This is a genomic window from Kingella denitrificans ATCC 33394 (genome assembly GCF_000190695.1).
GTDB lineage: Bacteria > Pseudomonadota > Gammaproteobacteria > Burkholderiales > Neisseriaceae > Kingella_A > Kingella_A denitrificans.
On sequence record NZ_GL870929.1, the window covers coordinates 1,958,510 to 1,979,612 of the forward strand.

Below are 21,103 nucleotides of genomic sequence, written 5' to 3' on the forward strand. Positions count from 1 at the left end.
GTAGTTTTTCAAACTTAAAACGTATCTAAGTGCCTGATTATAGGTACAAATATGAAAAGAATGCTATTTAATGCCACGCATTCCGAGGAATTGCGCGTGGCCATTGTCGATGGGCAGACCCTGCTGGATTTGGACATCGAAACCCTTGGTAAAGAACAACGCAAGGGCAATATCTATACCGGCGTGATTACCCGTATCGAACCTTCTCTGGAAGCGTGTTTTGTCGATTACGGTGTGGAGCGCCACGGCTTTTTGCCGTTCAAAGAAGTTTCCCGCGCCTATTTCCAAGACTATGAAGGCGGCCGTGCGCGCATTCAGGATGTGCTGAAAGAAGGGATGCAGGTCATCGTCCAAGTGGAAAAAGACGAGCGCGGCAATAAAGGCGCGGCATTAACCACGTTTATCAGCCTGGCCGGCCGCTATCTGGTGCTGATGCCGAACAATCCGCGCGGCGGCGGCGTATCGCGCCGAATCGAAGGCGATGACCGCGCCGAACTGAAAGAGGCGATGGCGCATTTGGATGTGCCGCACGGCATGAGCATTATTGCGCGTACTGCCGGCATTGGCCGCAGCACGGAAGAATTGCAGTGGGATTTCAATTATTTATTGCAACTTTGGCGTGCCATTGAAGAAGCGGCGGCGGCACATAAAGAGCCGTATCTGCTGTTCATGGAAAGCTCGCTGGTCATTCGCGCCATCCGCGATTATTACCGCCCCGATATTGCCGAAATTTTGGTGGATAATCCCGAAGTTTACGAGCAAGTATCTGAATTTATGAGTTATGTGATGCCGAACAATTTGTCGCGGCTCAAACTCTACACCGACCACACACCATTGTTTTCTCGCCTACAAATTGAGCAGCAAATTGAAACGGCGTTTGCGCGCTCCGTGAGCCTGCCCAGCGGCGGTGCAATTGTGATTGACCACACGGAAGCCTTGGTTTCCATCGACGTGAACTCCGCACGTTCCACACGCGGTGCGGATATTGAGGAAACTGCGTTCCGCACGAACATGGAAGCGGCGGAAGAAGTGGCGCGGCAAATGCGTTTGCGCGACTTGGGCGGCTTGGTGGTTATCGACTTTATCGATATGGAAGATGCCAAGCACCAGCGCGATGTGGAAAATGTGTTGCGCGATGCGTTGAAAAAAGACCGCGCGCGCGTGCAGATGGGCAAATTGTCGCGCTTCGGGCTGTTGGAGCTGTCGCGCCAACGATTGCAGCCTGCACTGGCCGAAAGCAGCCATATTGCCTGCCCGCGCTGTGCCGGCACGGGCGTTATCCGCAGCATCGAATCCACCGCGCTGCACGTTTTGCGCCTGATTCAGGACGCGGCGATGAAGGACAACACGGGCGAAGTGCACGCGCAAGTGCCCGTGGACGTGGCCACGTTCCTGCTGAATGAAAAACGCGCCGAACTGTTCGGCATGGAAGAGCGGCTGGACGTGTCCGTGTTCCTGATTCCGAACACGAATTTGGAAAATCCGCATTACGAAATCACCCGAATCCGCACCGATGATGTGGAAGAAAATGCCGAGCCGAGTTACAAACGTGTCGCGCCGCCCGAAAAAACCGAAAGCGTGCCGTTCAGCAACAGCAAAGGTGAAAAAGCTGCGCGCCAAGAACCTGCGGTGAAAGGCTTGCGCCATGCGTCGCCCGCGCCGGTGTCCAGCCAAAATGCGTCTTGGTGGGACAGCTTTAAAAATTGGCTGAAAAAACTGTTCGGCGACACGTCGGGCTCATCTGAAAATACAGCGCCTGCCGCGTCTTCTTTCGGCAAAAACGGCAGCAAATCGCGCGGCGGCAGCAAGCGGAACAATCCGAACCGCCGCCCGAATGCGGGCAAAAACCGCGAAGACGGCGAGCAGCAGAGCGTAAACGAACGTAAATCCCGCAATGCCGACAAACGTTCGCGCAATGCCGAAAAGGCGGAAGCGGCCGCGCCTGCGCCTGTGGCGGAAATGCCTGAAAAAGAGCCGCGTCAGGCACGTCAGAAGTCTGCCGAAAATTCGCGCAGGCAGCCTGCAAAAAATGCGGAACAGGGCGGCGATGCTTCTGTAAATAATGGCAAACGCAACAATCGGGCGAAAAAAGAGAAGCCGCTGGTGGTAAACTTGGGCAATGAAAAACGTGGCAAAAACGACCGCCGTCCGCCCAGACAGCGCGGCATTCCGTCCGCCGCCAAAATCGTGCAGTATCTGGATGTCGGCGCGGTGGGGGCGAATGTGGAGGACGGCATTGCCCATGTTTTGGCGCAGTATCCCGATTTGGCGGCTGAAAGCACGCTGGTCGCACAATGGCAGGCACGCCGTGAAGCGGCTGCGGCCGAAAAGGTTGCCGCCGACCATGTGCAGGCTGCTTTGGATGTGCCGGAAACCGAATCTGCCGTTCAAGATGAAGCGGCTCTGGTAACGCAGATTGCGGAAAACGTCCGCGAGTCGGTTGCCGTTGTCGTGGCTGGCGAGTCGGGCGCGCAAGAAGCTGCTGCCGAGAAGGCGCAGGCTGATGTGGTGTTGCAGGCGATTGAGCCGGAAGAAGAACCGGAAAGTGGTGCAAACCAAGTGCAGGCTGCTTTTGAAGCCGTGCCTGCCGCTGAAACTGCGGCTGCCGTGTCTGTCGAACAGGCCGTTGCCGTGGCAGAAGCCAAAGGTTTGATGTTGGTGGAAACCGATGCGGCGGCATTGGCAGCATTTGCCGCACAGGCGGATGCGCCGGAAGAAACGGTATTGCGCCGCGCCGATGTGCCGAAAGTGCAGGCTGCTTTACCGCCTGCGGACATGATTCAGGTGGAAACGCAGAAAGCGTAATCCGTCCGATTTAGAAAGCTGTGCCATGAACTACCCTTTGCCCGATTTCGAGCGCAAAATCCTGCCGCCCGAACAACTGCTGCAAAAGCTGCCCGATATGCCGCGCCCTTTGGTGTTTACCAACGGCTGTTTCGACATCATCCACCGCGGCCATGTGACTTATCTGGCGCAGGCGCGCGCGTTGGGCAAATGCCTGATTCTGGCATTGAACACGGACGAATCCGTGCGGCGGCAGGGCAAAGGGAGCGACCGCCCCATCAACGCATTGCCGCAGCGTGCAGCCGTGGCGGCGGCATTGGCCAGCGTGGATTGGGTCACCTGGTTCGACAGCGACACGCCCGCCGCGCTGATTGCCGAAATCCAACCGGATATTTTGGTGAAAGGCGGCGATTGGGCGGTGGAGCAGATTGTCGGTTCCGCCGAAACCTTGGCGCGCGGCGGCCAAGTCCACAGCATTCCTTTTGTACATCACACATCAACCACCAAGACATTGGAGAAAATCCGTGCGTAAAACAACTTCTTTCTATGTGAAACCATTGCTGGCCGTGATGCTGGCCGCCGGCGCATTGTCCGTGCAGGCTGCCCCGATTCCCGACCAGGCCACCTTGCAGTTCCGCGGCAGCTACGGCATCCCCGCCACCATGACCTTCAAACGCAGCGGCAGCCAATACACCGTGAGCGCCAGCATCAACGTGCCGTTTTACAAAATCCGCTTTGAAAGCGGCGGCACCATTTCCGGCAACCAGCTTAATCCGAGCTATTACCGCGACGTGCGTAACGGTAAAGTGTATGCATCCGCCCAGTTCGCCGGTTCCAAAGCCACTTACGGCAAAGCCGGGGAAACCAAAACCGAAAACGTGCGCGGCCGCGTGATGGATTTGTTCACGCTGGCTTGGCAGCTTGTCTTCACTGATGGCCAACTGCCGCCCAACCTGATGATTACCAACGGCAAACGCCTGTATCCCGTGCGCGGCATCAGCCCTGCCGGCACCAGCCAAATCACATTTAACGGCAGAAAAATCGATGTGAATCAGTTTAACGTCAGACGCGGCGACGACACGGCGCAATACGGCTTTGCCCCCGCGCTTAACGGCGTTCCGGCGATTATCCGCTATAACGACGGCGACAAAAACTACGCGCTCACGCTCAAATCCGTCAGCATTAACGGCCAAACGGTACAGCCTTAAAACCATGCTTTAAAAAGCAGCCTGCACCTTCATCACGCAAAGTGCAGGCTGCTTAAGTTTAGGAAACCACATGGAAAAATCCAACCTTATCGTGGCGCTGCTGATTGATGCCGACAACGCCCCCGCCAAGAAAATCGACTTCATCATGAGCGAATTGGCTAACTACGGCTCGGTGATGGTGCGCAAAATTTACGGCAACTGGAAAGACGACCGCCTGAAAAGCTGGGAAAACGTGCTGCTGGATTACGCGCTCGCCCCCGTGCAGCAGTTCGACTACACCAAAGGCAAAAACGCCACCGACATGGCCATGACCATCGACGTGATGGATTTGCTGTTTCTCAATAAAGTCGATGTGTTCTGCCTGGTGTCGTCCGATTGCGATTTTACGCCGCTGGCCATGCGGATTAAGGCATCGGGCAAACAGGTGATTGGGTTTGGCGAACACAAAACGCCCAAATCGCTGGTGGCCGCGTGCAGCAAATTCCTGTTTCTCGACAATGCCCAGAGCCGCACCGCGCCGACAGAGCAGCAGGTGCAGCGCAAAACCGCGCAGGAGCTGAAAGGCGACAGCACGCTCATGAACCTGCTGCGCAACAGCATTGCCGACAGCTGCGACGAAGACGGCTGGGCGGATTTGCAGCAAATCGGGCGCATCATCGGCAACCAATCTTCGTTCGACAGCCGCAATTACGGCTTTGCCAAATTGAGCGATTTGGTGCGCGCCATCGATATTTTCGAAACCAAATTGTCTGACAACCGCTCGCAGCTGTATATCCGCGACAAACGCGCCAAAAAATCATCATAATATTGAAAACCAAGATTAAAAAGCAGCCTGCACTTTAAAAAAATATGAACACACACCACTTTCCCGATTTCGCAGAAAAATTAGTGGCATGGCAGCGCGAACACGGACGGCACGACTTCCCGTGGCAGGTGCGCGACCCTTATGCCGTTTGGCTGTCGGAAATCATGTTGCAGCAAACACAGGCCGCCACCGTGCGCGATTATTTCCTGCGCTTCATCCGCGAATTACCCACCGTGCGCGATTTGGCCGCCGCACCGCAAGACACCGTGTTGGCCTTGTGGGCAGGGTTGGGCTATTACAGCCGCGCGCGCAACCTGCATGCCGCCGCGCAGCAAATCATGGACGAATTCGGCGGAGAATTCCCGCAAACGCGCGAAGAATGGCAGAGGCTCAAAGGCGTGGGGCGCAGCACGGCCGCCGCTGTAATGGCGTTTGCCTTTCACTCGCGCGAAACCATATTGGACGGCAATGTGAAACGCGTGCTGTGCCGCATTTTCGCCCAAGACGGCGACCCGAAATCCCCCGCGTTCGAACGCAGTTTGTGGGCGCTGGCCGAACAGTTGCTGCCGGACAACGCCGCCGATATGCCGGCCTACACGCAAGGGCTGATGGATTTGGGCGCCACCGTCTGTACGCGCAATAAGCCCAAGTGCGGCGATTGCCCGATGGCGCACCAATGCTTGGCGAAACAGCAAGGGCGGATTGACGAATTGCCGCGCAAAAAAACACCGGTTGCCGTGCGCCAGCAAACCGTGTTCTGGCTGCTGCTTCGGCGGCACGACGACGCGTATTGGCTGCAAAAGCGGCCGAATCGAGGCATTTGGGCGGGGCTGTATTGCGTGCCCGAAGCAGGCAGCCTGCACGAATTGCGCGGGCTGGCGGAAAGACTGGGCGCGGACGGTGATGATTGGCAGGAAGCCGAAGCCTTCACGCACCGCTTAACGCACCGCCTGCTGGAAATTGTGCCGTACCGCGCGGTGCTGCCGCCGCAAAAGCAGCCTGCAGCCGATGAATCGGGCGTGTGGGTGCCGCGCGAACGCATCCGCGAATATGCCTTGCCCACGCCTTTGGCCACGTTGTTGAAATAGAACCGCCATTAAAGTGCAGGCTGCTTTCCGATACGCCAAAAAGCAGCCTGCACCCTTCCGTTGAACACAGATAAAAAATGCCGCAAACCGTTGCCTATATTTTCGGGCAGGCGATGACCGACGTGCCTGCCGATTTGTTTATTCCGCCCGACGCCCTGCAAGTTGTGCTGCACAGCTTTGAAGGGCCGTTGGACTTGCTGCTGTACCTTATCCGCAAGCAGAATATCGACGTGCTGGATATTCCGATGGTGCGGATTACCGAGCAATATCTGGCCTATATCGCGCAGATGGATACGGAACAATTTGATTTGGCGGCGGAATATCTGCTGATGGCGGCGGTGCTGATTGAAATCAAATCACGGCTGTTGCTGCCCAAACCGCCCGAGCAGCCCGAAGAAGAAGCCGACCCGCGCGCGGAACTGGTGCGCCGCCTGTTGGCCTACGAACAAATGAAGCTGGCCGCGCACGATTTGGACGCATTGCCCCGCGCAGGCCGCGATTTCGCGTGGGTGTACCTGCCTCTGGAACTGGCCGCGCCGGTGCAGCTTCCCGCCGTGCAAGTAGCCGATTTGACCAAAGCATGGCTGAATATCCTGGCGCGCGCCAAGCACCACCAAAGCCACGCGGTGGTGCAGGAAACCATTTCGGTGCGCGAACAGATGAGCCATATCCTGCGCCGTTTGCAGGCCGGACAATGCCGATTTTCCGAACTTTTTGCCGTGGAACGCGGCACGGCGTATGTGGTGGTGAGCTTTATCGCCTTGCTGGAACTGGTGAAAGAAGGTTTGGTGAATGTGGTGCAGGAAGCGTATTTTGCCGAAATCCATGTGCAGGCTGCTTCCGAAGTAACAGAAAAGGAAAAACCGTGAATTACGCACAAGATGCCTTATGGTGGAAACTGGAAAGCGCGTGGGTGCGCGATTTGGCCAGCCTTTTGACCGCGCCCGCGTTGTGGCGGACGGGGCAGGAATTGCCCGTGGCAGAGCTGTTGGGCGACCAAGGATTCCGCCTGCTGCTGGACTGGGACGGGCAGCCTGCACCCGAAGGCTTGGCGCATGAACGGCTGGGGCATTACGCCGAAAACCTGCTGGCATATTGGCTGCAACACGCGCCGCACAGCCGCCTGCTGGCGCGCGAATGGCGGGTGGACGGCGCATCGGGCGCACAGGACGGCGCGTTGGATTTTGTCGCGCAACTGAACGGCCATGTTTATCACATTGAATTAACGTGCAAATATTATGCCGGGCAGGGCAGCCCTGAAACCATGCGCGGTTTCCAGCCGAACGATGTTTTGGCGGACAAGGCGCGGAAATTGGCGCAGCAGTCGGCATTGTCGCAGCGCGCCGATGTGCAGGCTGCTTTGGCCGCGCAGGGCATCGACACGCAGGAATTGCGGCGCGTCAGCATTGTGCGCGGTAATGCGTTCACGGACACGGGCACGCTGCCGACCGACAGCATTTACGCGCCGAACGCTTGGACGGGGCAATGGTTGTCGCAGCCCGAACAATGGTTGGCTTTTGCCGAACACAGCCGGTTTTGCCGTTTACCGCGCCAAGGGTATTTGTCGCCCGCGCGCGTGCCGGAGGCGTGCCTGCTGACACGGCAGGAGGTGATGGCGGCGGCGCAGAACGGGATTTATGCCTGCGTTTCGCCGCGCCAAGATGGTTTTTGGCATGAGGAATGGCGGGTGATGTATCGGGCGGATTGAAGCCGGTCGGCGGGCATTGCGTTTATTGCTCTATTGCCATTTCCATTGACGATAAAAAGCAGCCTGCACTTATATATTCGCCCCAAGTGGGGCAGAATCCTGACAAGTATCTTTGAGCCAGACTCATTATTCAGCTGTAAGGCTGGTTGAGCCCCATCTTTTTAAGTTGGGGCTTTTGTTATGTCTAATCAAAACTATGAAATCGTCAAAAACGCAGAAGGCAGATACGACCTGTTTGTGAACGGCCAATTTGTCAAAAGCTATTCCCGCAAAGCAGATGCCCAACGCGGTTATTTGCGTATGGGCGGGTGCGCCGCTGCGCAGGCGGGAGCGGACGCGACAGAGTGCGCAGCGGCGCAACTGCCCCCCGCTAGTAACACGGGGGGACAAACTGGCGTAGGCACTGTATCCGAACGGACAACGCAAATCGTCGTCGTGAACGGCAAGGCAAAGGAAATCCCCTTACGTCAGGGCAGCAATACCGCAGCCCATATCGACACACTCACATTTACATTCACAAAAGAAGTCTTAATCGACCACGAAACACCGCTGGACGATAAACATCCTGAAAACGTTCGCGAGTTGGCCGAAAAACTCTCATCTACCATGCACACCCTGTTCGGTTTCGGCATATCCGAACAAAAAAATGGCATCAACGGCTACAAATACAGCTTTGTCATGGGGTCTCACACGACCAAATACGGCGTTATCGCCTTTGGTGGCAGCAATCAAAAAGACAGCATCATGGTGCATTTGTACGGCGATGGATTAACGGCAGCGATAGATGGCTGGGAAACGCGCCTATACAACTGGCTGGATGTATTCGCACCCTTCGCCAAAATCACACGTTGCGACCTTGCCCATGATTTTTTTGACGGCCAATACACGCCCGATCAAGCCTATCAGTCATGGCAGCAGGGCGGATTTGACAACCGCGGCCAAAGACCACGCGCCCGATTGCACGGCTATGACTGGTTGGATGACAAACGCACCGGCAAAACCTTTTACGTCGGCACGCCCAACAGTTCCCGCCTCGTCCGTGTGTACGACAAGGGTTGCGAACAGGGCGACAACACAAGCAGATGGGTGCGATTTGAGCTACAGCTTCGCAATCGCGATTACATCATACCCCACGACATCCTTATCAACGCGGGCGGTTATCTCACGGCAGCCTATCCGATATGCCAAGTCTTGTTTGAGCAATACCGGGACTGTCCCGCAAAGGCGGAGCGGGTAAAAAAGACCCAAGAGATTAACTTAGAACACGTTGTAAAGTACGCAAGCCAATCCTCCAGCCCCTGCATCAACCTTATGGAGTGGTTAGGCTTATCGGATAGCGAAATTGTCAAGTTGCTTAAAGGGGGCAAGGCAAAACAACCGAAGCGCCTGGGCGCGGATAAAGAAGATTGCAGGCAGTCGAATATGCGCTATCTGCATGAAATGAAAGAAATGGCACAGTGCTATGACTTTGAGGTCTATCGCTATATGCAGCAAATCGACCATAGGGAGCAGCAGGCGAAATTCAACGCGCGAATGAATAAACTCGAAGAGCAGGCAAAACTTTACCGCATGGAGCAGGCATTTAACAACAGTTGGTATGCCGCCTATGCAGATGTTTTTTAACCCACCAACCAACCTATAAGGAAATGAAGCATGAAGACTCAACTGCGAAAAGTCAAATGGAACAAGGGCCAAACCGAGAACGGCCAAACCTATGACTATACACGTATCTATGTCGAAGCGAAGGTATATGACAAATCAGCAAATGAATTTGGTGTTGATGTTGTTGAATTGGAGTTCGGCTCCGAAGCCGACCATACGAAATTAGACCACCTGCGCGGCAAGCTGCCCGTAGATGTCAATGTCGAATGGGAAACCCAAATTAAAGGCAAGAATGAAGTCAAAGTCGTTACCCGGCTGGATTTCTTGAAATCCGATTTGGTTAAGGCTGAAGCGGCCAAAGCATAGAATTTGCCGTTTGGGCGTGGCGGTAAATGCCCCTTGAACACACGCCCCTTTTTTAACATTTTTGGAGATAAATCATGAAAATCATGAGCAAAATCAATGCTGCAAAAGCAGCTTTCGCAACCGGCCTGATGACTGTTGCAACATCATCTTTCGCAGGCGATGTCGCCACTGCGGTAACTACTGCAACAGGCGATTTCAAATCTGACCTGACAGCAGTCGGCGGTATCGCCGTAGGTTTGGGCTTGGTAGGCATTGCCTTTATTGCCGCCGTACGCCTGATCAAACGCGCTGTTTAATTTTAGGAGGCACTGCCATGCAGCAAGGATACCGCGTAGGAGGTCAATGCTTCGCCACTTCGGAGGAAGCGTCCGATTACAAGTTGAGCATGGTAGTGCCGACTATTACCGCGGACGGCAGCCTTAAAACCGTCGTTTATCAAAATAAGAGCTGGTATTACGGCAGCCAAAAAATTCAGCTCACCTTTCCCGAATGCGATCAAAACCAGCCTTTTGAAGAAGGCGTCCAATTTGGTGCCGTTATATTGACCCTGTTCGTCATTGCCTACGCATTCAGGCAAGTTAAAAAAATCTTTTGGCACAGCATCGTTGAAGAAGGCCGTCGTGACTAATAGCAAATACCTTTGGTTTGACGTACAGCAATTTGTACATCCTGCCGCATCAACAAGCGATATAGCATCCGACCTATTAATCTGCCTATTGCTGGCAGCCGTTATTTTTATCATCAAAAGGTAATTTATGCCGAATAACAATACAGGACAACCGCAGAGCGGAATGCAGTATTTTACCGGGGGCGGAGTAAAGCAATACGTACAGCACGAAGCAGACGGCATGAAGTCCGATTTGACCCAAATCGGTGCAAGCATTATGCAATGGGCTTTGATTCCCATCCTTTTTATCGCTGCAATTTATCTGATCAAAGAAATCTTTGCACCGAGCAAAAAGAAAAAACAGCAGAATACCCCTGCACGTGAAAACAATACCCAACTTTTTGCCGATCCCGTCGCCGAAGAACCCGAATTGGAAGACGAAAACCAGTTTTACTACGATGCCGATATAGGCGCATACGTCAATCAGGAAGGCATTATCGTCGATGAAACGGGCGAGCCCGTGAATATGGGCGACGAAGAATTTTACGAATACCTGCGGCAAAGCTTCCCCGAAGATGCCGAAAGACTCATCGCCGAATACAAAGAAAATTTCGGAGTAGAAGATGAAGGCGAAGACGATCCCAATAAACCGCGCGAAGGCGAAGATATGATGGATTGGGCAAAACGCACCATGAGCGAAGAAGAATACCGCGAATTTGTCGCCGAAAACGTCACTGATCCCGAAGAAGCCGCCGAATATATCGAACGTTATGAAAGGGATTTGGAATATTTGGCAGAAGATATGCACGAATCTATTGATGAAGAAATCCTGCATGATTTGGAGCAGAGAGACCCCGAAGCAGCGCGTGAATATTATCAATATTCGGTGGAAGAATCCGAAAGAAGGAATGGATTTAGAGAATGAGCGATATTGGTTTGTTTGTGATGGGCGTGCTGTGCATTGTTCCGTTCTGGTCGATGTTCTGGTAGGCGGAAAAAAAAGCAGCCTGCAGGCTGCTTTTGTTTAGCGGACTTCGATATCGTCATACATTTGAATTACCAGTTTAACCGCATTGACAAAGGCATGGTCGAACAAATGCGGATTATCAAGTATGGGCTGTAACTGTTTCCTCCGTGCCATGATACCGCAATAAATCGGCTTGTCTGTCTTCATTTGTTCGGGTGTCATTTGGGAAGCATTAATGGTTGTTGAACAACCAATATAAGCAAGGGTGTATCTGAATTCTGTTTCCCAACATCCATATTGGGGCGTAAAACTGAAGAAGTCGTTGCTTTCCATTTTTGAGCTTTCGGGGTGGGTTATTGAAAGTTGGAATATACCATGAAAAAACTAATTTTTTTAATTGCTTTTGCGGTTTTTGCGCCTGTATTTGCCGATGTACCTTATATTCCGCCCCAGTCTAATCAGGCGATTATTTCACAAGCTCCCAATGGTTCATCTGTTGCTTATGGAACAGATCATAAATTTTATTCGTATGATAAAAATGGCAATAGAGTTTTAGATGTTGGGAAAGCTACTGAATATTCAAGAAATTTGCCAAGCAACCAGTTTCAATCTTCCCAAAAATCAGCCGGCACTGTAACCGCCAACAAATCCCACCCCACCACCTTTACCGACAGCTACGGCAACAAAGCCAGCGGCACCGTCCGCACCCAAACCCGAATCCCCAATAACACCGTTGCTAAAGGCTTCGGCGCGATTATGGTCGGCACAACGGCCACAACCCATTTGGATAACCTTAAAAGGCAAGGCGTGGCTGATCAGATTTCGCGTGGATTTAGTGACGGTAATTGGACAGAGGTTGCCGCAGGTGTAGGAAAAATATTTGACTGGACAGGTTTCGGCTCTTCCGTTGCCGATGCCATCTACGGCGACAGCACCGCGGCGGAAGCGGTAACAGCACCAGTAAGGGAACAGGCATTGAATCAAGCCCGTGCCGATTTTGATAGATTCCAGAGGCAAAAACAGCAAATCAATCCCAATGAAACCTATACCCATATTGTAGTTAGTGAGTGGGATGGTACAAGCGCAGCGGGGTCATCAGGTGCAACAGTAACCGAATATTTGGCAAAGGGTGCTGCCCCTTGGCGTGCAGGGCAGTCAAAAACAAAAGACTGGCCGTCTCCTATCACAATTAACGGTACTACGATTACCAATAAGCTGCCTGCCGATGATAACCATTGGATGTCCATTACCAATAACACGGTATCCGGCAAAGATGCCGTTGCAATACAAGCAAAAATAGAAGCCGATTTAAAAAACTACCTGCCCAATGAAGCCGCATGGGAAAAGGCGATGGAGCAGTTCTTAAATCAAAGCAATGCCAATAATGCCGCGATTACCGACTTGATTAACGCCTTGTGGGAAACAGGCGCAATCAATCCGCAGAATACGCAAACCACGGTTGCAGGCAGCGCATCTGACAATACTTTTGTTACCGAGCCCTATACCCCTGCGGGTAGTGATCAGGCACAGCAAACACAGTTTCGGGTCAATCCGGACGGATCTGTAACCGTGAGCACCATACCGCGACCCGATTTGCCCGCCAATTCTAGCGTTGCCCCGACAAGGTCGGAAATCGGTAAACCGCCAAGCAGCAATGCTCAAAATCAGAATCAGGGACAAAATCAAGATCAACAGAATCAAAATCAGTCGGGCAGTAACAAGGATAACAATATTTGTAAATCAAATCCGAAGGCATTGATGTGTATGGAGTTGGGCAATACCGATTATCAGGATTTAAAGTTGCCCGAACAAAAAGTGAACCTCTCTTTTAATCCGCTTAATATTTTTTCGTCCTCCGGTCAATGCCCGCCGGATACCGTGTTTTCGATTGGCCATACAACGCAGACGTTGAGTTATCGGCAGATATGCGATGCAGCGGTCAAAATGCGCCCTTGGGTCATACTGTTTTCGATGATCGTCGCATTTACCATATTTCGGTTGACGATTTCGCGCAATTAGGGGGGTAGGGATGAAAGCAACATTGGGCATGCTGCTCACTTCGGTTTTTACAACGTTGGTCGGCAAAATATTTGCAGCACTCGGTTTGTCGGTCATTACCTATATGGGGGCAACGGCCATACAGCAGCAGCTTATATCGGGGCTGCAAAATCAAATGAACGGTATCGGTGGGGCAAGTGCGCAGATATTTTATATGGCCGGTGGCGGTATTGCCCTTAACTGGTTTTTGGGCGCGGCCAGCTTCGCTTTGACGTTTAAAGCGGTTTCCAAGTTGGGGACGGTTTTTGCAAGCAAATAGTATTCAGATAATTTTTGATTCAAGGGGTAAAAAATGATTTCTTTGATTACCGGATTGCCGGGCAGCGGCAAAACCAGCCTGATGGTTTATATGTTGATGACACGCAAGGATTTGCAGAATCGGCCGTTGTATGTGGACGGAATACCCGATTTGAAAATCCCCCATCAGGAAATACCGGAAGGCTGCGATATGACGACGTGGTACGAATGGGCACCAACCGGCGCAATACTTGTGATCGACGAAGCACAACGCATATTCAGGCCTCGCCCCGCCGGTGCGAAAGTGCCCCAATATGTGCAAGAGTTAGAGACACACCGCCATAAAGGTATTGATATATTTATCCTTACCCAACACCCGCGCCTGATTGATGTCAATCTGCGCGCCCTTATCGGCGAGCATCGCAATATCAGTAAGACAATGCTCGGCTTTAAGCGCGTATCCTACTGGCAACGTTGCGCCAATCCCGAAGCACGATCTGATGTGGCCGAAGCTAAAAACAGCATCTTTTTTACCAAAAAGGCCGCTTTCGGGATGTACAAGTCGGCCGAAGAACACACCAAGCTGTCGGGCAATATAAGCCTTTGGGTATATACCCTGCCGCTTATTATTATGATTACCGGCTATTTGATGTTTTACGTTAATCAGCGGTATGAACAAAAGTTACATCCCGAAGCGACGGCTGAAAACACCGCTCCGCCGTCGGATCATGCGCCAACCGTACAAGATACGCCGCAAGGTCAATACACCATGGCGCAGCCGTCATCGGCATCAGCAGTATCAGAACCTGCACAGCCATCAAGGACGCCGATAACGGAAGATGATTTTAAGCCCGATATTGATGGCCGTCCGTGGACGGCACCCGTCTATGACTCGTTTAACCGCAATTATCAGGCTATGCCCTATCCGGTGGCCTGCGTTAAATCGTCCAACAGTTGCACATGCTATACCGATCAGGCGACGCCGATACGCGGCATGGATAAAAAAACTTGTATCGACTTTGCCGAAAACGGCATTTACAACCCTTATTTGCAGACTGAGCTACCGGACAACGAAACCGTGCAGGCACAGCCCGAATCCGCCAAACCGATACCGCAGGTGTCTCAGATGGGCGGTAAGCCTTTGCCCAGCTTGAGCAATGGCGATTCAAAAGATGTGGCGAATATTCAATAGAAGGAGATGACAATGTATTCTTTGAATTTTGAAAATGACAAATACAAAGGGCTTTATGTCGAGATGATTTTAGCTGGCGCGGATGTTATGGTGTACTTGTGCGAAAAATCGGAAGAAAAAGCAGAAACGATATGCAAAGTAGAGTTATTTACGGTCTCTTCGGCATTGGAGTTTGCGAATCGGTTGGCAATTCCGATTGTAGTGGGGGAATAACCCCATATCCTGCTGCCTGTTTTTTGTTGTATGCTTGCATGCAACGGAAAACAGGTAGCTCCCGCCGGGGGGCAAGCCTTTTGGCCACATCCCACTTATGCTAAAATATACCCGCCCTACGACACCCGCATTACCTGCATTGGCCGTAAGCCATGTCCAAAGATTGGTGCGTACGGTTTTTTTTTGCCTAAACATAACAGTATCATGGCCACTAGCCCTAATCGTAAGGTTTGTACCATGACGACCATCTATTTAGGTTTAGACATCAGCAAAGACAAAATCGACACTGTAACCAACCAAACACCGCACATTACCGTATCCAACGATGCAACAGGCTATCGGGCATTGCTGGACTACCTGCACGGCCATCAAATCAATCCCAGTCAAATCCACGCCTGTTGCGAATCTACCAACATCTATTATTTGGGCATTGCCCAATATCTTTACAGCCACCACATCAAAATCAGCGTAGTCAATCCTATTGCCATCAAAGCCTATGCCAAAATGCAGCTCAGGCGCGTGAAAACCGACAAACAGGATGTAAAGCTGATAGCCGATTACTGCCGCTTAGAACAACCGCAGGCATGGCAGCCCGAAAGCGATGGCAAAAGGCAGCTTAAAAACATCCACCGCCGCATAGAGCAGTTGATGGCCATCTGCGTGCAGGAACAAAACCGCCTGCAAGTGGCCGATGAGTGTGTCAAGTAGTCAATAGAGCAGCTGATAGACACCTTGCAGGCACAGATAGACCAATGCCGCCGCCAAATGCAGCAAGTGATAGACAACACCCAAGATTTGTGGCAAAAACAGCAGCGGTTGGAAACCATCCCCGGAGTCGGCAGGAGCACCCCAAATCCTGTTATCCGTCCTGATTGACCTGGATAAATTCCAAACGGCCAAACACCTCGTAAGCTATTTGGGATTAAGCCCGGTAATACGCGATAGTGGCAAATTCAGCGGTTTGCAGCGCGTTTCAAAGATGGATAATAGGGGGTAGTACGCACCAGCCTTTACATGCCCGCTAGAGCAGCCTGTACGCGCTCCAAATTATGGCGCGGTTGGTTTGATTACCAAGTTGGGCGCGGAAAACACCCGAAGCAGGTATATGTGATGATGATGTGCAAAATCCTCCGGTATGCCTATGTCTGCCTGAAAACGAATAAGCCTTTTGATGCGGAACTGCACCAAAAGGCTTTGAAGAACGGTTAAGATTTGTAAAGTTATTGACACTGATTACAGTATCTTTGGAAATTGAAGTGCAGGCTGCTTTTCCATTGTTCAAACAAGGGTATGTATTCAGCGCATGGCGTCTTTCACGCTGCGGAACACGGCGGCCAGATTGTGTTCCAACACGTCGCGCACGACTTTTTCGGTTTCTTCGTTCAGCATCAACTGCAAATCGTAGGTCAGCGTGGCCAGTTTTTTCTGCACCGCCTGCCGCACCAAGCCTGCCATCGCGTTGCTCAAATGGATTTGCAGTTTTTCCTGAATGCGGTTGATGAGTTCCTGCTCCGACAAAATTCGTATGCGGCGCGTGCTGGGCAGATTGGGCAGGTCGTAAACGTGTACCGTGCAGGGCGGCAGATAGGGCGGCTGCGCTGCGGCTTCGGTTTCATGCGTTTTCACCGTTTGCAGCGGCTGGTTCTGCTGCATCACGACGGTTTGCCGGGCATGCAGATAGCGGCGGTTGTTTTCGATTTTGAGCGCGGATTGTGCTGCCAACCAGTCTTCCTGCAACAGCACGGCCACATCTTCCTCCTGCGCCGCCTGCCGCACGCGCTGGTTGTGCTCCGCTTCGCGGTGGCGCAGGTATTCGCGGTAAGCCAAATCCAATTCCTCGTCGCCGAAACGTTCGGGAACGGGCGCGCTCTGCCATGTGAGTGCGGTTTCGGACGGTGCGTCCGCAGCGGCGAATGCCTGATGCTGGCGTTGTTGCAGCTGCTGCAAATCCTGCTCCCAGCTCTGAGCTGGCGCGTCATTGTCCTGCAACGTGAAAACCATGGTGGCGTGTGATGATTTATCGTTTTGATTCATGATGTTGTCCGTTGAATGGTGGTTTTTGCTACAATGTGCGTTTTCATTGATACAGAAAGACGACATCGTGGATAATCTTCAGCAAGAGTTCGAATATTTGGAAGAATCGGTTTGCGCCCTGCGGATGCAGAACCGCGTGTTGGCGGCTGCATTAAAAGGCTTTTTGCGCGCCTTGCCGCCGGATATGGCGCAGGACGTGGTGGAATCGGTGCAGGCTGCTTTTGAAGACGAAATCGCGGCATTGGCCTATTCCGACAGCAACGATGCCGACCTGTTTCAAGACGCCGCCGAAGAATTTTTCCGTGAACGCCGCTAACCGTGCCGATAAATGCGTGATTTTACCTGATTTTGAATGGTTTGTAACATGAATGCAGCGAGAGAACCCATGGAAAAAACGGTCTATCTGTTCACGGACGGCGCGTGCAAAGGCAATCCGGGTGCAGGCGGCTGGGGCGTGCTTTTGCGTTATGGCACGCACGAAAAAGAACTGTTCGGCGGCGAAGTGCAGACCACCAATAACCGCATGGAGCTGACGGCGGTGCTGTCCGGCTTGAAAACGCTGAACCGTCCGTGCGACGTGGTTATCTGCACCGATTCGCAATATGTCAAGAACGGCATGGAAAGCTGGATTCACAACTGGAAGAAAAACGGCTGGAAAACCGCCGGCCGCCAGCCCGTAAAGAATGCGGACTTGTGGCAGCAGCTGGACGAGCAGGTGGCGCGACACCGCGTGCGTTGGCAATGGGTCAAAGGCCATGCCGGCCACGCGGAAAACGAACGCGCCGACGCATTGGCCAATAGGGGCGTCGAACAGGCGTTGCGCGGCTGAAATAACAGCGATGTGGCGGTTGGCAATATTAAAAAAGCAGCCTGCACTTTTGAAGATTGAAGTGCAGGCTGCTTTTTTAATTTGGATTGATCTTTTATGCGATAACAGCAATTACACCATTATTGCACCAAGCAATATGTAATTGATGGTGGGGCAGTTGATGTGCAGGTTCTCGAAGATTTGCCGCACGGTCAGGGTTTCGCCGCGTGTAAGGACGGCAAGGATTCGTTGGCGTTGCGTCTGCATGGTTATTCCCCTTCCTTGTGCTTCATGCCTTCGATGTGGGCTTGGATTTCGCTCGCCTTCCAGCGGGCTGTGCGGCCGCCCAATTTGTAGCTTTTGGGGAAGTCGGGGCGGTATTGCTTGTGTTTGGGATTGGTCCAGTTCCAAACGGTGGTGCGGCTCACGCCGTAAATAGCGGTTACGTCTTTGACGGTGATGAATTGCTGCTGCATAAAAAAACGCCTTTGCTGCTTGTTGAACATGGGGGGTATTCTGCAAGACAAAGGCGGGGGTTAGGCAATAGAAAAACGGTTAAACCGTTTATGCTAAACAGGGGTTTAACCGTTCTTAATGTATTGATATTCAATTATTTTGTTGTTGAACTATTTTTTTGTTTTGGTTTGGTTTTTAAAGTCGGGGGAACGTGCCAAAGCATCAATGCGCGTAATGGCATTTTCCGGGGGTTTAACCCCTGTTATCTCCTTTAACCGCCGTGCGATAAACTCCTGTATTACCAATGCCTTTGGGGGTTTACCCCCTTCGGGGATAGGGTCGTAGAATTCCTTAATCACTTCCGTTGCTACTTGGTATTCGGGCGTTGGGTGCTTGGGGGTATAGTCCAGTAATTGGATGATGGGCTTCTCTGTACTTTCAGGCTGCCTTTGCGTTTCAATCCGTCTTTCTGTGTCGCTCGCTCCCCGCATCTGCCTTTCCCTCTTGATTAAATCTTGTTTGAGGGTCAGGCAGTCTTCTTTTTGCGCCCATGCAATCAACACCATTTTTTGAACGGTGGTTCTCTTCGGGTCTATATCGCGTATTGAGAACTCGTCTTTGGCTTGGTTTGCCCTGTATGAATAAGAATTCTGCCAGCCGTCTTCGCCGATTAAAAACAATTCATGCACTTGCAACGTTTTTAACACAATGCCGCCTAAAAACGCCTGCATGGCGATTATCGCCCTGCGGCATTGTTCATGATGTTCTTTCCCTACGTTGTCGTAACTACTGAAAGCAGGGTCAATGCCGCCCCATAGCAATGCCGCCTGCTCCAACGTTAATAAAGGGGCAAGACTCCAATCGGATAGGTCGGGTAAATCCCGCAATGTTAATTTGGTATTGCTCATTTTCAGCACCCCTATTCCACATTCTCATTTATCCACGCTTGCAGCATGGGGCTGTTGATTCGGAATGTGCCGCCCGAATCCTTGGCCATCAAATCCTTGCGCAGCAGCTTTCTGACGGCGTTTTGCACGCTGCTTGCCTTCACGGTTTCCACGCCCAAGGTGCAGGCTGCTTTCGCCCTGAATTCCGCGCCGTATGGGCTGGTGTCGCCCCGTGCGACGGATTGCAGCAGCAGCCGCTCCATTGCGCTTAATGCGTTCCATTGGCGGGGGAAGTTGCCGTTTTCCTGCATTTGCGCCAAGCGGGCATTGGCCGCCGCTTCCAAGGATAGGGCGGGGTTGATGATTAAATCCTGAATCACGGCGCGGATGTACATGGGGCTTTTGTCGAACTGCACGAAAACCGAATACAGTTTATCCGCGTCCAAATCCTGCCCCGTCCTTTCGCGGTAAACGCCGGCCAGAAAGTCGGTAAATTCCCGCCCAAGCGTGGGGAAGTCAAGCGCATGCGAAAAGTGGAAAAACGGGGCTTTGATGTCGTTGAACATAGCGCGAAGCCCGTTGGTGCTGCTTCCCGTGAACAGCGTTTTGACGCGGTTTTGATGGATATCCAGCCCGGTTCTCAAACTGCGTATCATGCCTTCCGCACGGGGGATACGCGCCAATTCCTGCGCTTCGTCCAGTAGCAGCAGCGTGGGGCGGTCGTCTGCCGCAATATGGGCGATGATTTCGCTCACGGCGGGGATTTCCTGCTGCTGCGTTTCCTTCTCTATGCCTACGCCGAAAACTTCTATTTTGGTGAAGCTGCCGAAAAAGGTTTTTACGCCGCTGCCGGTGCGGATGTTCAGGGCGAAGCGGTGCAGGGCCTCGTGGAAAAACCGTGCGGGGTCGGCGGTGTCCCTGTTGTCCATGAAGGAAAAATAGAACACGTTGAAGCCGTCTTTTTCGGCAGCGGGGGCAATATCGTTGGTAAGGAACTGCGTTTTGCCCATCCTGCGCGGGGCAAATAGCGTGAATGCGCTGGATATGCCGCTTTTCAGGCTGCCCAGCAGGGCGGCGGCAAGTTCCGTCCGTGGGAAATATAAGGGGTCTTTCATGATTAGCTGTCGTTGTATTAGATTTGTCTAATTATACTTTTATCGTCTAATAGTGTCCAATGTTGTTCAAGCAATAAAAAACACCAGCATTGGGTCGCTGGTGTTTGGTTTGCGGGTGGTGGTGTTTTCAGGCAGCTTCAAACGGATTAAGCAGCTTCACGCCTGCCCTATCCATATCTTTGATGTTGCGTGTTACAAGGATTAATCGGTGCTGTTTGGCAGTGGCCGCAATCCATGAATCGTTTTCGGGGGCATGGTCGGGTATGTGCAGCGCGGCGCATATTTCGGCGGTGGCTTCGTCTATCGGTAGTATCCGCCCTTCAAACGCGGGCTTGACTACGGTATCCAGCCATTCGCGCAATACCGCCCCTTGGCTCAATCCTGTTCTATTTCTAAATTTGCAGGTTCTCTTTGCGCCATGCTGCGCGGCGGTATCTCGAAACCTGCGTTTTCCAGCTTCTCGGCTAGCGAAGCTGTGGCCATCAATGCTTCCAGCGCAGATTGTGGCTGCCCGGCGCGGATTGGTTTGAGAGTTTTCATGTTTATTCCTTACCACGTTAAACGCCTGCAAAGGGCAAATGGGCAATATCCGTTCGGTAAACCGTCTATTTGCGTCTGCAAGGGCGGTTTTGCTGTGGGATGTTTGGGTAACACGTCCAAAGGCGGATAGGCGCTTAAAACGCAAATTATGCCGCCTGCGTGGCGGCTCGGCTTATCCATTCGTTCAAGCTGATGTGCTGCGGTTTGGCGGCGGCAGCGGCAAAAGCAGCCTGCAAATACCCCCAAATGTTCCAAAAATACCCCCAAATCCTGCCTAAACACCAGCATAAGCATTTGAATAAAAAAGAGATAACCAGTAGAAATCCCACTGGTTATGTACTGGTTATTCATTTTTTTATTTATAATCAATCATATATATAATAAATAACCAGATAACCAGTATAACCAGTATTTTTTTATCGCGCGTG

The 21,103-nt window shown here is 52.2% G+C and carries 30 protein-coding genes; 21 read left to right on the forward strand and 9 right to left on the reverse strand.

The window, feature by feature from the left end; all coding sequences use genetic code 11:
* Positions 1-51: 51 nt before the first annotated feature.
* The 12 genes from HMPREF9098_RS09805 (at position 52) to HMPREF9098_RS11235 (ending at position 11,093) form a co-directional block, all read left to right on the forward strand.
* On the forward strand, positions 52-2,805 hold the full coding sequence (locus HMPREF9098_RS09805) for an Rne/Rng family ribonuclease (protein ID WP_003784390.1): 2,754 nt from the start codon (positions 52-54) through the stop codon (positions 2,803-2,805).
* Positions 2,806-2,830: 25 nt separating this feature from the next.
* Positions 2,831-3,316 (forward strand): D-glycero-beta-D-manno-heptose 1-phosphate adenylyltransferase, encoded by a 486-nt coding sequence (rfaE2, locus tag HMPREF9098_RS09810; protein WP_003784391.1) that lies wholly within the window; start codon positions 2,831-2,833, stop codon positions 3,314-3,316.
* A complete protein-coding gene (locus tag HMPREF9098_RS09815) occupies positions 3,267-3,992 on the forward strand; it encodes a hypothetical protein (RefSeq protein ID WP_003784392.1) in 726 nt (241 codons plus the stop codon). The genes rfaE2 and HMPREF9098_RS09815 overlap by 50 nt, the downstream gene beginning before the upstream one ends.
* A 70-nt stretch (positions 3,993-4,062) precedes the next feature.
* Positions 4,063-4,797, forward strand: a complete 735-nt coding sequence (locus HMPREF9098_RS09820; protein WP_003784393.1) for an NYN domain-containing protein — start codon at positions 4,063-4,065, stop codon at positions 4,795-4,797.
* A 44-nt stretch (positions 4,798-4,841) separates the two neighbouring features.
* The gene (mutY, locus tag HMPREF9098_RS09825) at positions 4,842-5,885 is read left to right on the forward strand and encodes an A/G-specific adenine glycosylase (protein WP_003784394.1); all 1,044 of its coding nucleotides are present in this window, start codon (positions 4,842-4,844) and stop codon (positions 5,883-5,885) included.
* A gap of 77 nt (positions 5,886-5,962) precedes the next feature.
* Complete coding sequence (locus HMPREF9098_RS09830) at positions 5,963-6,754, forward strand: segregation and condensation protein A (protein WP_003784395.1); 792 nt, start codon at positions 5,963-5,965, stop codon at positions 6,752-6,754.
* The gene (locus HMPREF9098_RS09835) at positions 6,751-7,593 is read left to right on the forward strand and encodes a DUF1853 family protein (RefSeq protein WP_003784396.1); all 843 of its coding nucleotides are present in this window, start codon (positions 6,751-6,753) and stop codon (positions 7,591-7,593) included. The genes HMPREF9098_RS09830 and HMPREF9098_RS09835 overlap by 4 nt, the downstream gene beginning before the upstream one ends.
* A 180-nt stretch (positions 7,594-7,773) precedes the next feature.
* Positions 7,774-9,216: a replication initiation factor domain-containing protein gene (locus tag HMPREF9098_RS09840; RefSeq protein ID WP_003784400.1), complete on the forward strand. Its 1,443-nt coding sequence runs from the start codon at positions 7,774-7,776 to the stop codon at positions 9,214-9,216.
* A gap of 30 nt (positions 9,217-9,246) precedes the next feature.
* Positions 9,247-9,561 (forward strand): hypothetical protein, encoded by a 315-nt coding sequence (locus HMPREF9098_RS09845; protein WP_003784402.1) that lies wholly within the window; start codon positions 9,247-9,249, stop codon positions 9,559-9,561.
* 74 nt (positions 9,562-9,635) lie between these two features.
* Complete coding sequence (locus HMPREF9098_RS09850) at positions 9,636-9,857, forward strand: hypothetical protein (RefSeq protein ID WP_003784404.1); 222 nt, start codon at positions 9,636-9,638, stop codon at positions 9,855-9,857.
* A gap of 17 nt (positions 9,858-9,874) precedes the next feature.
* A complete protein-coding gene (locus HMPREF9098_RS09855) occupies positions 9,875-10,189 on the forward strand; it encodes a hypothetical protein (RefSeq protein ID WP_003784406.1) in 315 nt (104 codons plus the stop codon).
* 163 nt (positions 10,190-10,352) lie between these two features.
* Positions 10,353-11,093 carry a hypothetical protein gene (locus HMPREF9098_RS11235; RefSeq protein WP_003784408.1) on the forward strand — a complete coding sequence of 247 codons (741 nt, stop codon included), beginning with the start codon at positions 10,353-10,355 and terminating at the stop codon, positions 11,091-11,093.
* A 99-nt stretch (positions 11,094-11,192) separates the two neighbouring features.
* On the opposite strand, the gene HMPREF9098_RS11845 is transcribed toward HMPREF9098_RS11235, so the two are convergent.
* Entirely contained in the window at positions 11,193-11,357 is a 165-nt protein-coding gene (locus HMPREF9098_RS11845; RefSeq protein WP_155803289.1) for a hypothetical protein, read from the reverse strand.
* 153 nt (positions 11,358-11,510) lie between these two features.
* On the opposite strand from HMPREF9098_RS11845, the gene HMPREF9098_RS09870 reads away from it, so the two are divergent.
* From HMPREF9098_RS09870 to HMPREF9098_RS12330, 7 genes are all read left to right on the forward strand, one after another.
* The gene (locus HMPREF9098_RS09870) at positions 11,511-13,154 is read left to right on the forward strand and encodes an IgG-binding virulence factor TspB family protein (protein ID WP_003784415.1); all 1,644 of its coding nucleotides are present in this window, start codon (positions 11,511-11,513) and stop codon (positions 13,152-13,154) included.
* 10 nt (positions 13,155-13,164) lie between these two features.
* Complete coding sequence (locus tag HMPREF9098_RS09875) at positions 13,165-13,452, forward strand: DUF2523 family protein (protein WP_003784416.1); 288 nt, start codon at positions 13,165-13,167, stop codon at positions 13,450-13,452.
* A gap of 33 nt (positions 13,453-13,485) precedes the next feature.
* Positions 13,486-14,622 carry a zonular occludens toxin domain-containing protein gene (locus HMPREF9098_RS09880; protein ID WP_003784418.1) on the forward strand — a complete coding sequence of 379 codons (1,137 nt, stop codon included), beginning with the start codon at positions 13,486-13,488 and terminating at the stop codon, positions 14,620-14,622.
* Between the two features lie 12 nt (positions 14,623-14,634).
* The gene (locus HMPREF9098_RS09885) at positions 14,635-14,835 is read left to right on the forward strand and encodes a hypothetical protein (protein WP_040564447.1); all 201 of its coding nucleotides are present in this window, start codon (positions 14,635-14,637) and stop codon (positions 14,833-14,835) included.
* A gap of 237 nt (positions 14,836-15,072) precedes the next feature.
* On the forward strand, positions 15,073-15,543 hold the full coding sequence (locus HMPREF9098_RS12320; RefSeq protein ID WP_232618021.1) for an IS110 family transposase: 471 nt from the start codon (positions 15,073-15,075) through the stop codon (positions 15,541-15,543).
* A gap of 24 nt (positions 15,544-15,567) precedes the next feature.
* Positions 15,568-15,711: a hypothetical protein gene (locus HMPREF9098_RS12325; protein WP_003784424.1), complete on the forward strand. Its 144-nt coding sequence runs from the start codon at positions 15,568-15,570 to the stop codon at positions 15,709-15,711.
* A 1-nt stretch (position 15,712) separates the two neighbouring features.
* Positions 15,713-15,832, forward strand: coding sequence for a transposase (locus HMPREF9098_RS12330; RefSeq protein WP_232618042.1), 120 nt, complete (start codon positions 15,713-15,715; stop codon positions 15,830-15,832).
* A 299-nt stretch (positions 15,833-16,131) separates the two neighbouring features.
* Here HMPREF9098_RS12330 and HMPREF9098_RS09895 read toward each other — a convergent pair whose 3' ends face one another.
* Positions 16,132-16,869 carry a hypothetical protein gene (locus tag HMPREF9098_RS09895; protein WP_003784429.1) on the reverse strand — a complete coding sequence of 246 codons (738 nt, stop codon included), beginning with the start codon at positions 16,867-16,869 and terminating at the stop codon, positions 16,132-16,134.
* A 64-nt stretch (positions 16,870-16,933) separates the two neighbouring features.
* On the opposite strand from HMPREF9098_RS09895, the gene HMPREF9098_RS09900 reads away from it, so the two are divergent.
* Positions 16,934-17,185: an NGO1151 family protein gene (locus tag HMPREF9098_RS09900; RefSeq protein ID WP_409939138.1), complete on the forward strand. Its 252-nt coding sequence runs from the start codon at positions 16,934-16,936 to the stop codon at positions 17,183-17,185.
* 69 nt (positions 17,186-17,254) lie between these two features.
* Positions 17,255-17,698 carry a ribonuclease HI gene (rnhA, locus tag HMPREF9098_RS09905; protein WP_040564448.1) on the forward strand — a complete coding sequence of 148 codons (444 nt, stop codon included), beginning with the start codon at positions 17,255-17,257 and terminating at the stop codon, positions 17,696-17,698.
* 111 nt (positions 17,699-17,809) lie between these two features.
* Here rnhA and HMPREF9098_RS12335 read toward each other — a convergent pair whose 3' ends face one another.
* The 7 genes from HMPREF9098_RS12335 to HMPREF9098_RS12460 form a co-directional block, all read right to left on the reverse strand.
* Positions 17,810-17,944 carry a hypothetical protein gene (locus tag HMPREF9098_RS12335; RefSeq protein ID WP_003784438.1) on the reverse strand — a complete coding sequence of 45 codons (135 nt, stop codon included), beginning with the start codon at positions 17,942-17,944 and terminating at the stop codon, positions 17,810-17,812.
* A gap of 2 nt (positions 17,945-17,946) precedes the next feature.
* Positions 17,947-18,153 (reverse strand): helix-turn-helix transcriptional regulator, encoded by a 207-nt coding sequence (locus tag HMPREF9098_RS09910; RefSeq protein WP_040564946.1) that lies wholly within the window; start codon positions 18,151-18,153, stop codon positions 17,947-17,949.
* Between the two features lie 150 nt (positions 18,154-18,303).
* Positions 18,304-19,041, reverse strand: coding sequence for a hypothetical protein (locus HMPREF9098_RS09915; protein ID WP_003784444.1), 738 nt, complete (start codon positions 19,039-19,041; stop codon positions 18,304-18,306).
* Between the two features lie 11 nt (positions 19,042-19,052).
* Positions 19,053-20,135 (reverse strand): ATP-binding protein, encoded by a 1,083-nt coding sequence (locus HMPREF9098_RS09920; protein ID WP_003784446.1) that lies wholly within the window; start codon positions 20,133-20,135, stop codon positions 19,053-19,055.
* 127 nt (positions 20,136-20,262) lie between these two features.
* Positions 20,263-20,514: a PIN domain-containing protein gene (locus tag HMPREF9098_RS09925; RefSeq protein WP_003784447.1), complete on the reverse strand. Its 252-nt coding sequence runs from the start codon at positions 20,512-20,514 to the stop codon at positions 20,263-20,265.
* A complete protein-coding gene (locus tag HMPREF9098_RS12340) occupies positions 20,511-20,675 on the reverse strand; it encodes a hypothetical protein (RefSeq protein ID WP_003784448.1) in 165 nt (54 codons plus the stop codon). The genes HMPREF9098_RS09925 and HMPREF9098_RS12340 overlap by 4 nt, the downstream gene beginning before the upstream one ends.
* Positions 20,676-20,821: 146 nt before the next feature.
* Positions 20,822-20,911, reverse strand: coding sequence for a toxin-antitoxin system HicB family antitoxin (locus tag HMPREF9098_RS12460; protein WP_115324747.1), 90 nt, complete (start codon positions 20,909-20,911; stop codon positions 20,822-20,824).
* Positions 20,912-21,103: the final 192 nt, after the last annotated feature.

Bases quoted from the DNA above. Each gene is read 5' to 3' on its own strand.
- HMPREF9098_RS09805 (WP_003784390.1), top strand. From the start codon at position 52: ATGAAAAGAATGCTATTTAATGCCACGCATTCCGAGGAATTGCGCGTG.
- rfaE2 (WP_003784391.1), top strand. From the start codon at position 2,831: ATGAACTACCCTTTGCCCGATTTCGAGCGCAAAATCCTGCCGCCCGAA.
- HMPREF9098_RS09820 (WP_003784393.1), top strand. From the start codon at position 4,063: ATGGAAAAATCCAACCTTATCGTGGCGCTGCTGATTGATGCCGACAAC.
- mutY (WP_003784394.1), top strand. From the start codon at position 4,842: ATGAACACACACCACTTTCCCGATTTCGCAGAAAAATTAGTGGCATGG.
- HMPREF9098_RS09830 (WP_003784395.1), top strand. From the start codon at position 5,963: ATGCCGCAAACCGTTGCCTATATTTTCGGGCAGGCGATGACCGACGTG.
- HMPREF9098_RS09840 (WP_003784400.1), top strand. From the start codon at position 7,774: ATGTCTAATCAAAACTATGAAATCGTCAAAAACGCAGAAGGCAGATAC.
- HMPREF9098_RS09845 (WP_003784402.1), top strand. From the start codon at position 9,247: ATGAAGACTCAACTGCGAAAAGTCAAATGGAACAAGGGCCAAACCGAG.
- HMPREF9098_RS09850 (WP_003784404.1), top strand. From the start codon at position 9,636: ATGAAAATCATGAGCAAAATCAATGCTGCAAAAGCAGCTTTCGCAACC.
- HMPREF9098_RS09855 (WP_003784406.1), top strand. From the start codon at position 9,875: ATGCAGCAAGGATACCGCGTAGGAGGTCAATGCTTCGCCACTTCGGAG.
- HMPREF9098_RS11235 (WP_003784408.1), top strand. From the start codon at position 10,353: ATGCAGTATTTTACCGGGGGCGGAGTAAAGCAATACGTACAGCACGAA.
- HMPREF9098_RS11845 (WP_155803289.1), bottom strand. From the start codon at position 11,357: ATGACACCCGAACAAATGAAGACAGACAAGCCGATTTATTGCGGTATC.
- HMPREF9098_RS09870 (WP_003784415.1), top strand. From the start codon at position 11,511: ATGAAAAAACTAATTTTTTTAATTGCTTTTGCGGTTTTTGCGCCTGTA.
- HMPREF9098_RS09875 (WP_003784416.1), top strand. From the start codon at position 13,165: ATGAAAGCAACATTGGGCATGCTGCTCACTTCGGTTTTTACAACGTTG.
- HMPREF9098_RS09880 (WP_003784418.1), top strand. From the start codon at position 13,486: ATGATTTCTTTGATTACCGGATTGCCGGGCAGCGGCAAAACCAGCCTG.
- HMPREF9098_RS09885 (WP_040564447.1), top strand. From the start codon at position 14,635: ATGTATTCTTTGAATTTTGAAAATGACAAATACAAAGGGCTTTATGTC.
- HMPREF9098_RS12320 (WP_232618021.1), top strand. From the start codon at position 15,073: ATGACGACCATCTATTTAGGTTTAGACATCAGCAAAGACAAAATCGAC.
- HMPREF9098_RS09895 (WP_003784429.1), bottom strand. From the start codon at position 16,869: ATGAATCAAAACGATAAATCATCACACGCCACCATGGTTTTCACGTTG.
- rnhA (WP_040564448.1), top strand. From the start codon at position 17,255: ATGGAAAAAACGGTCTATCTGTTCACGGACGGCGCGTGCAAAGGCAAT.
- HMPREF9098_RS12335 (WP_003784438.1), bottom strand. From the start codon at position 17,944: ATGCAGACGCAACGCCAACGAATCCTTGCCGTCCTTACACGCGGCGAA.
- HMPREF9098_RS09910 (WP_040564946.1), bottom strand. From the start codon at position 18,153: ATGCAGCAGCAATTCATCACCGTCAAAGACGTAACCGCTATTTACGGC.
- HMPREF9098_RS09915 (WP_003784444.1), bottom strand. From the start codon at position 19,041: ATGAGCAATACCAAATTAACATTGCGGGATTTACCCGACCTATCCGAT.
- HMPREF9098_RS09920 (WP_003784446.1), bottom strand. From the start codon at position 20,135: ATGAAAGACCCCTTATATTTCCCACGGACGGAACTTGCCGCCGCCCTG.
- HMPREF9098_RS12340 (WP_003784448.1), bottom strand. From the start codon at position 20,675: ATGAAAACTCTCAAACCAATCCGCGCCGGGCAGCCACAATCTGCGCTG.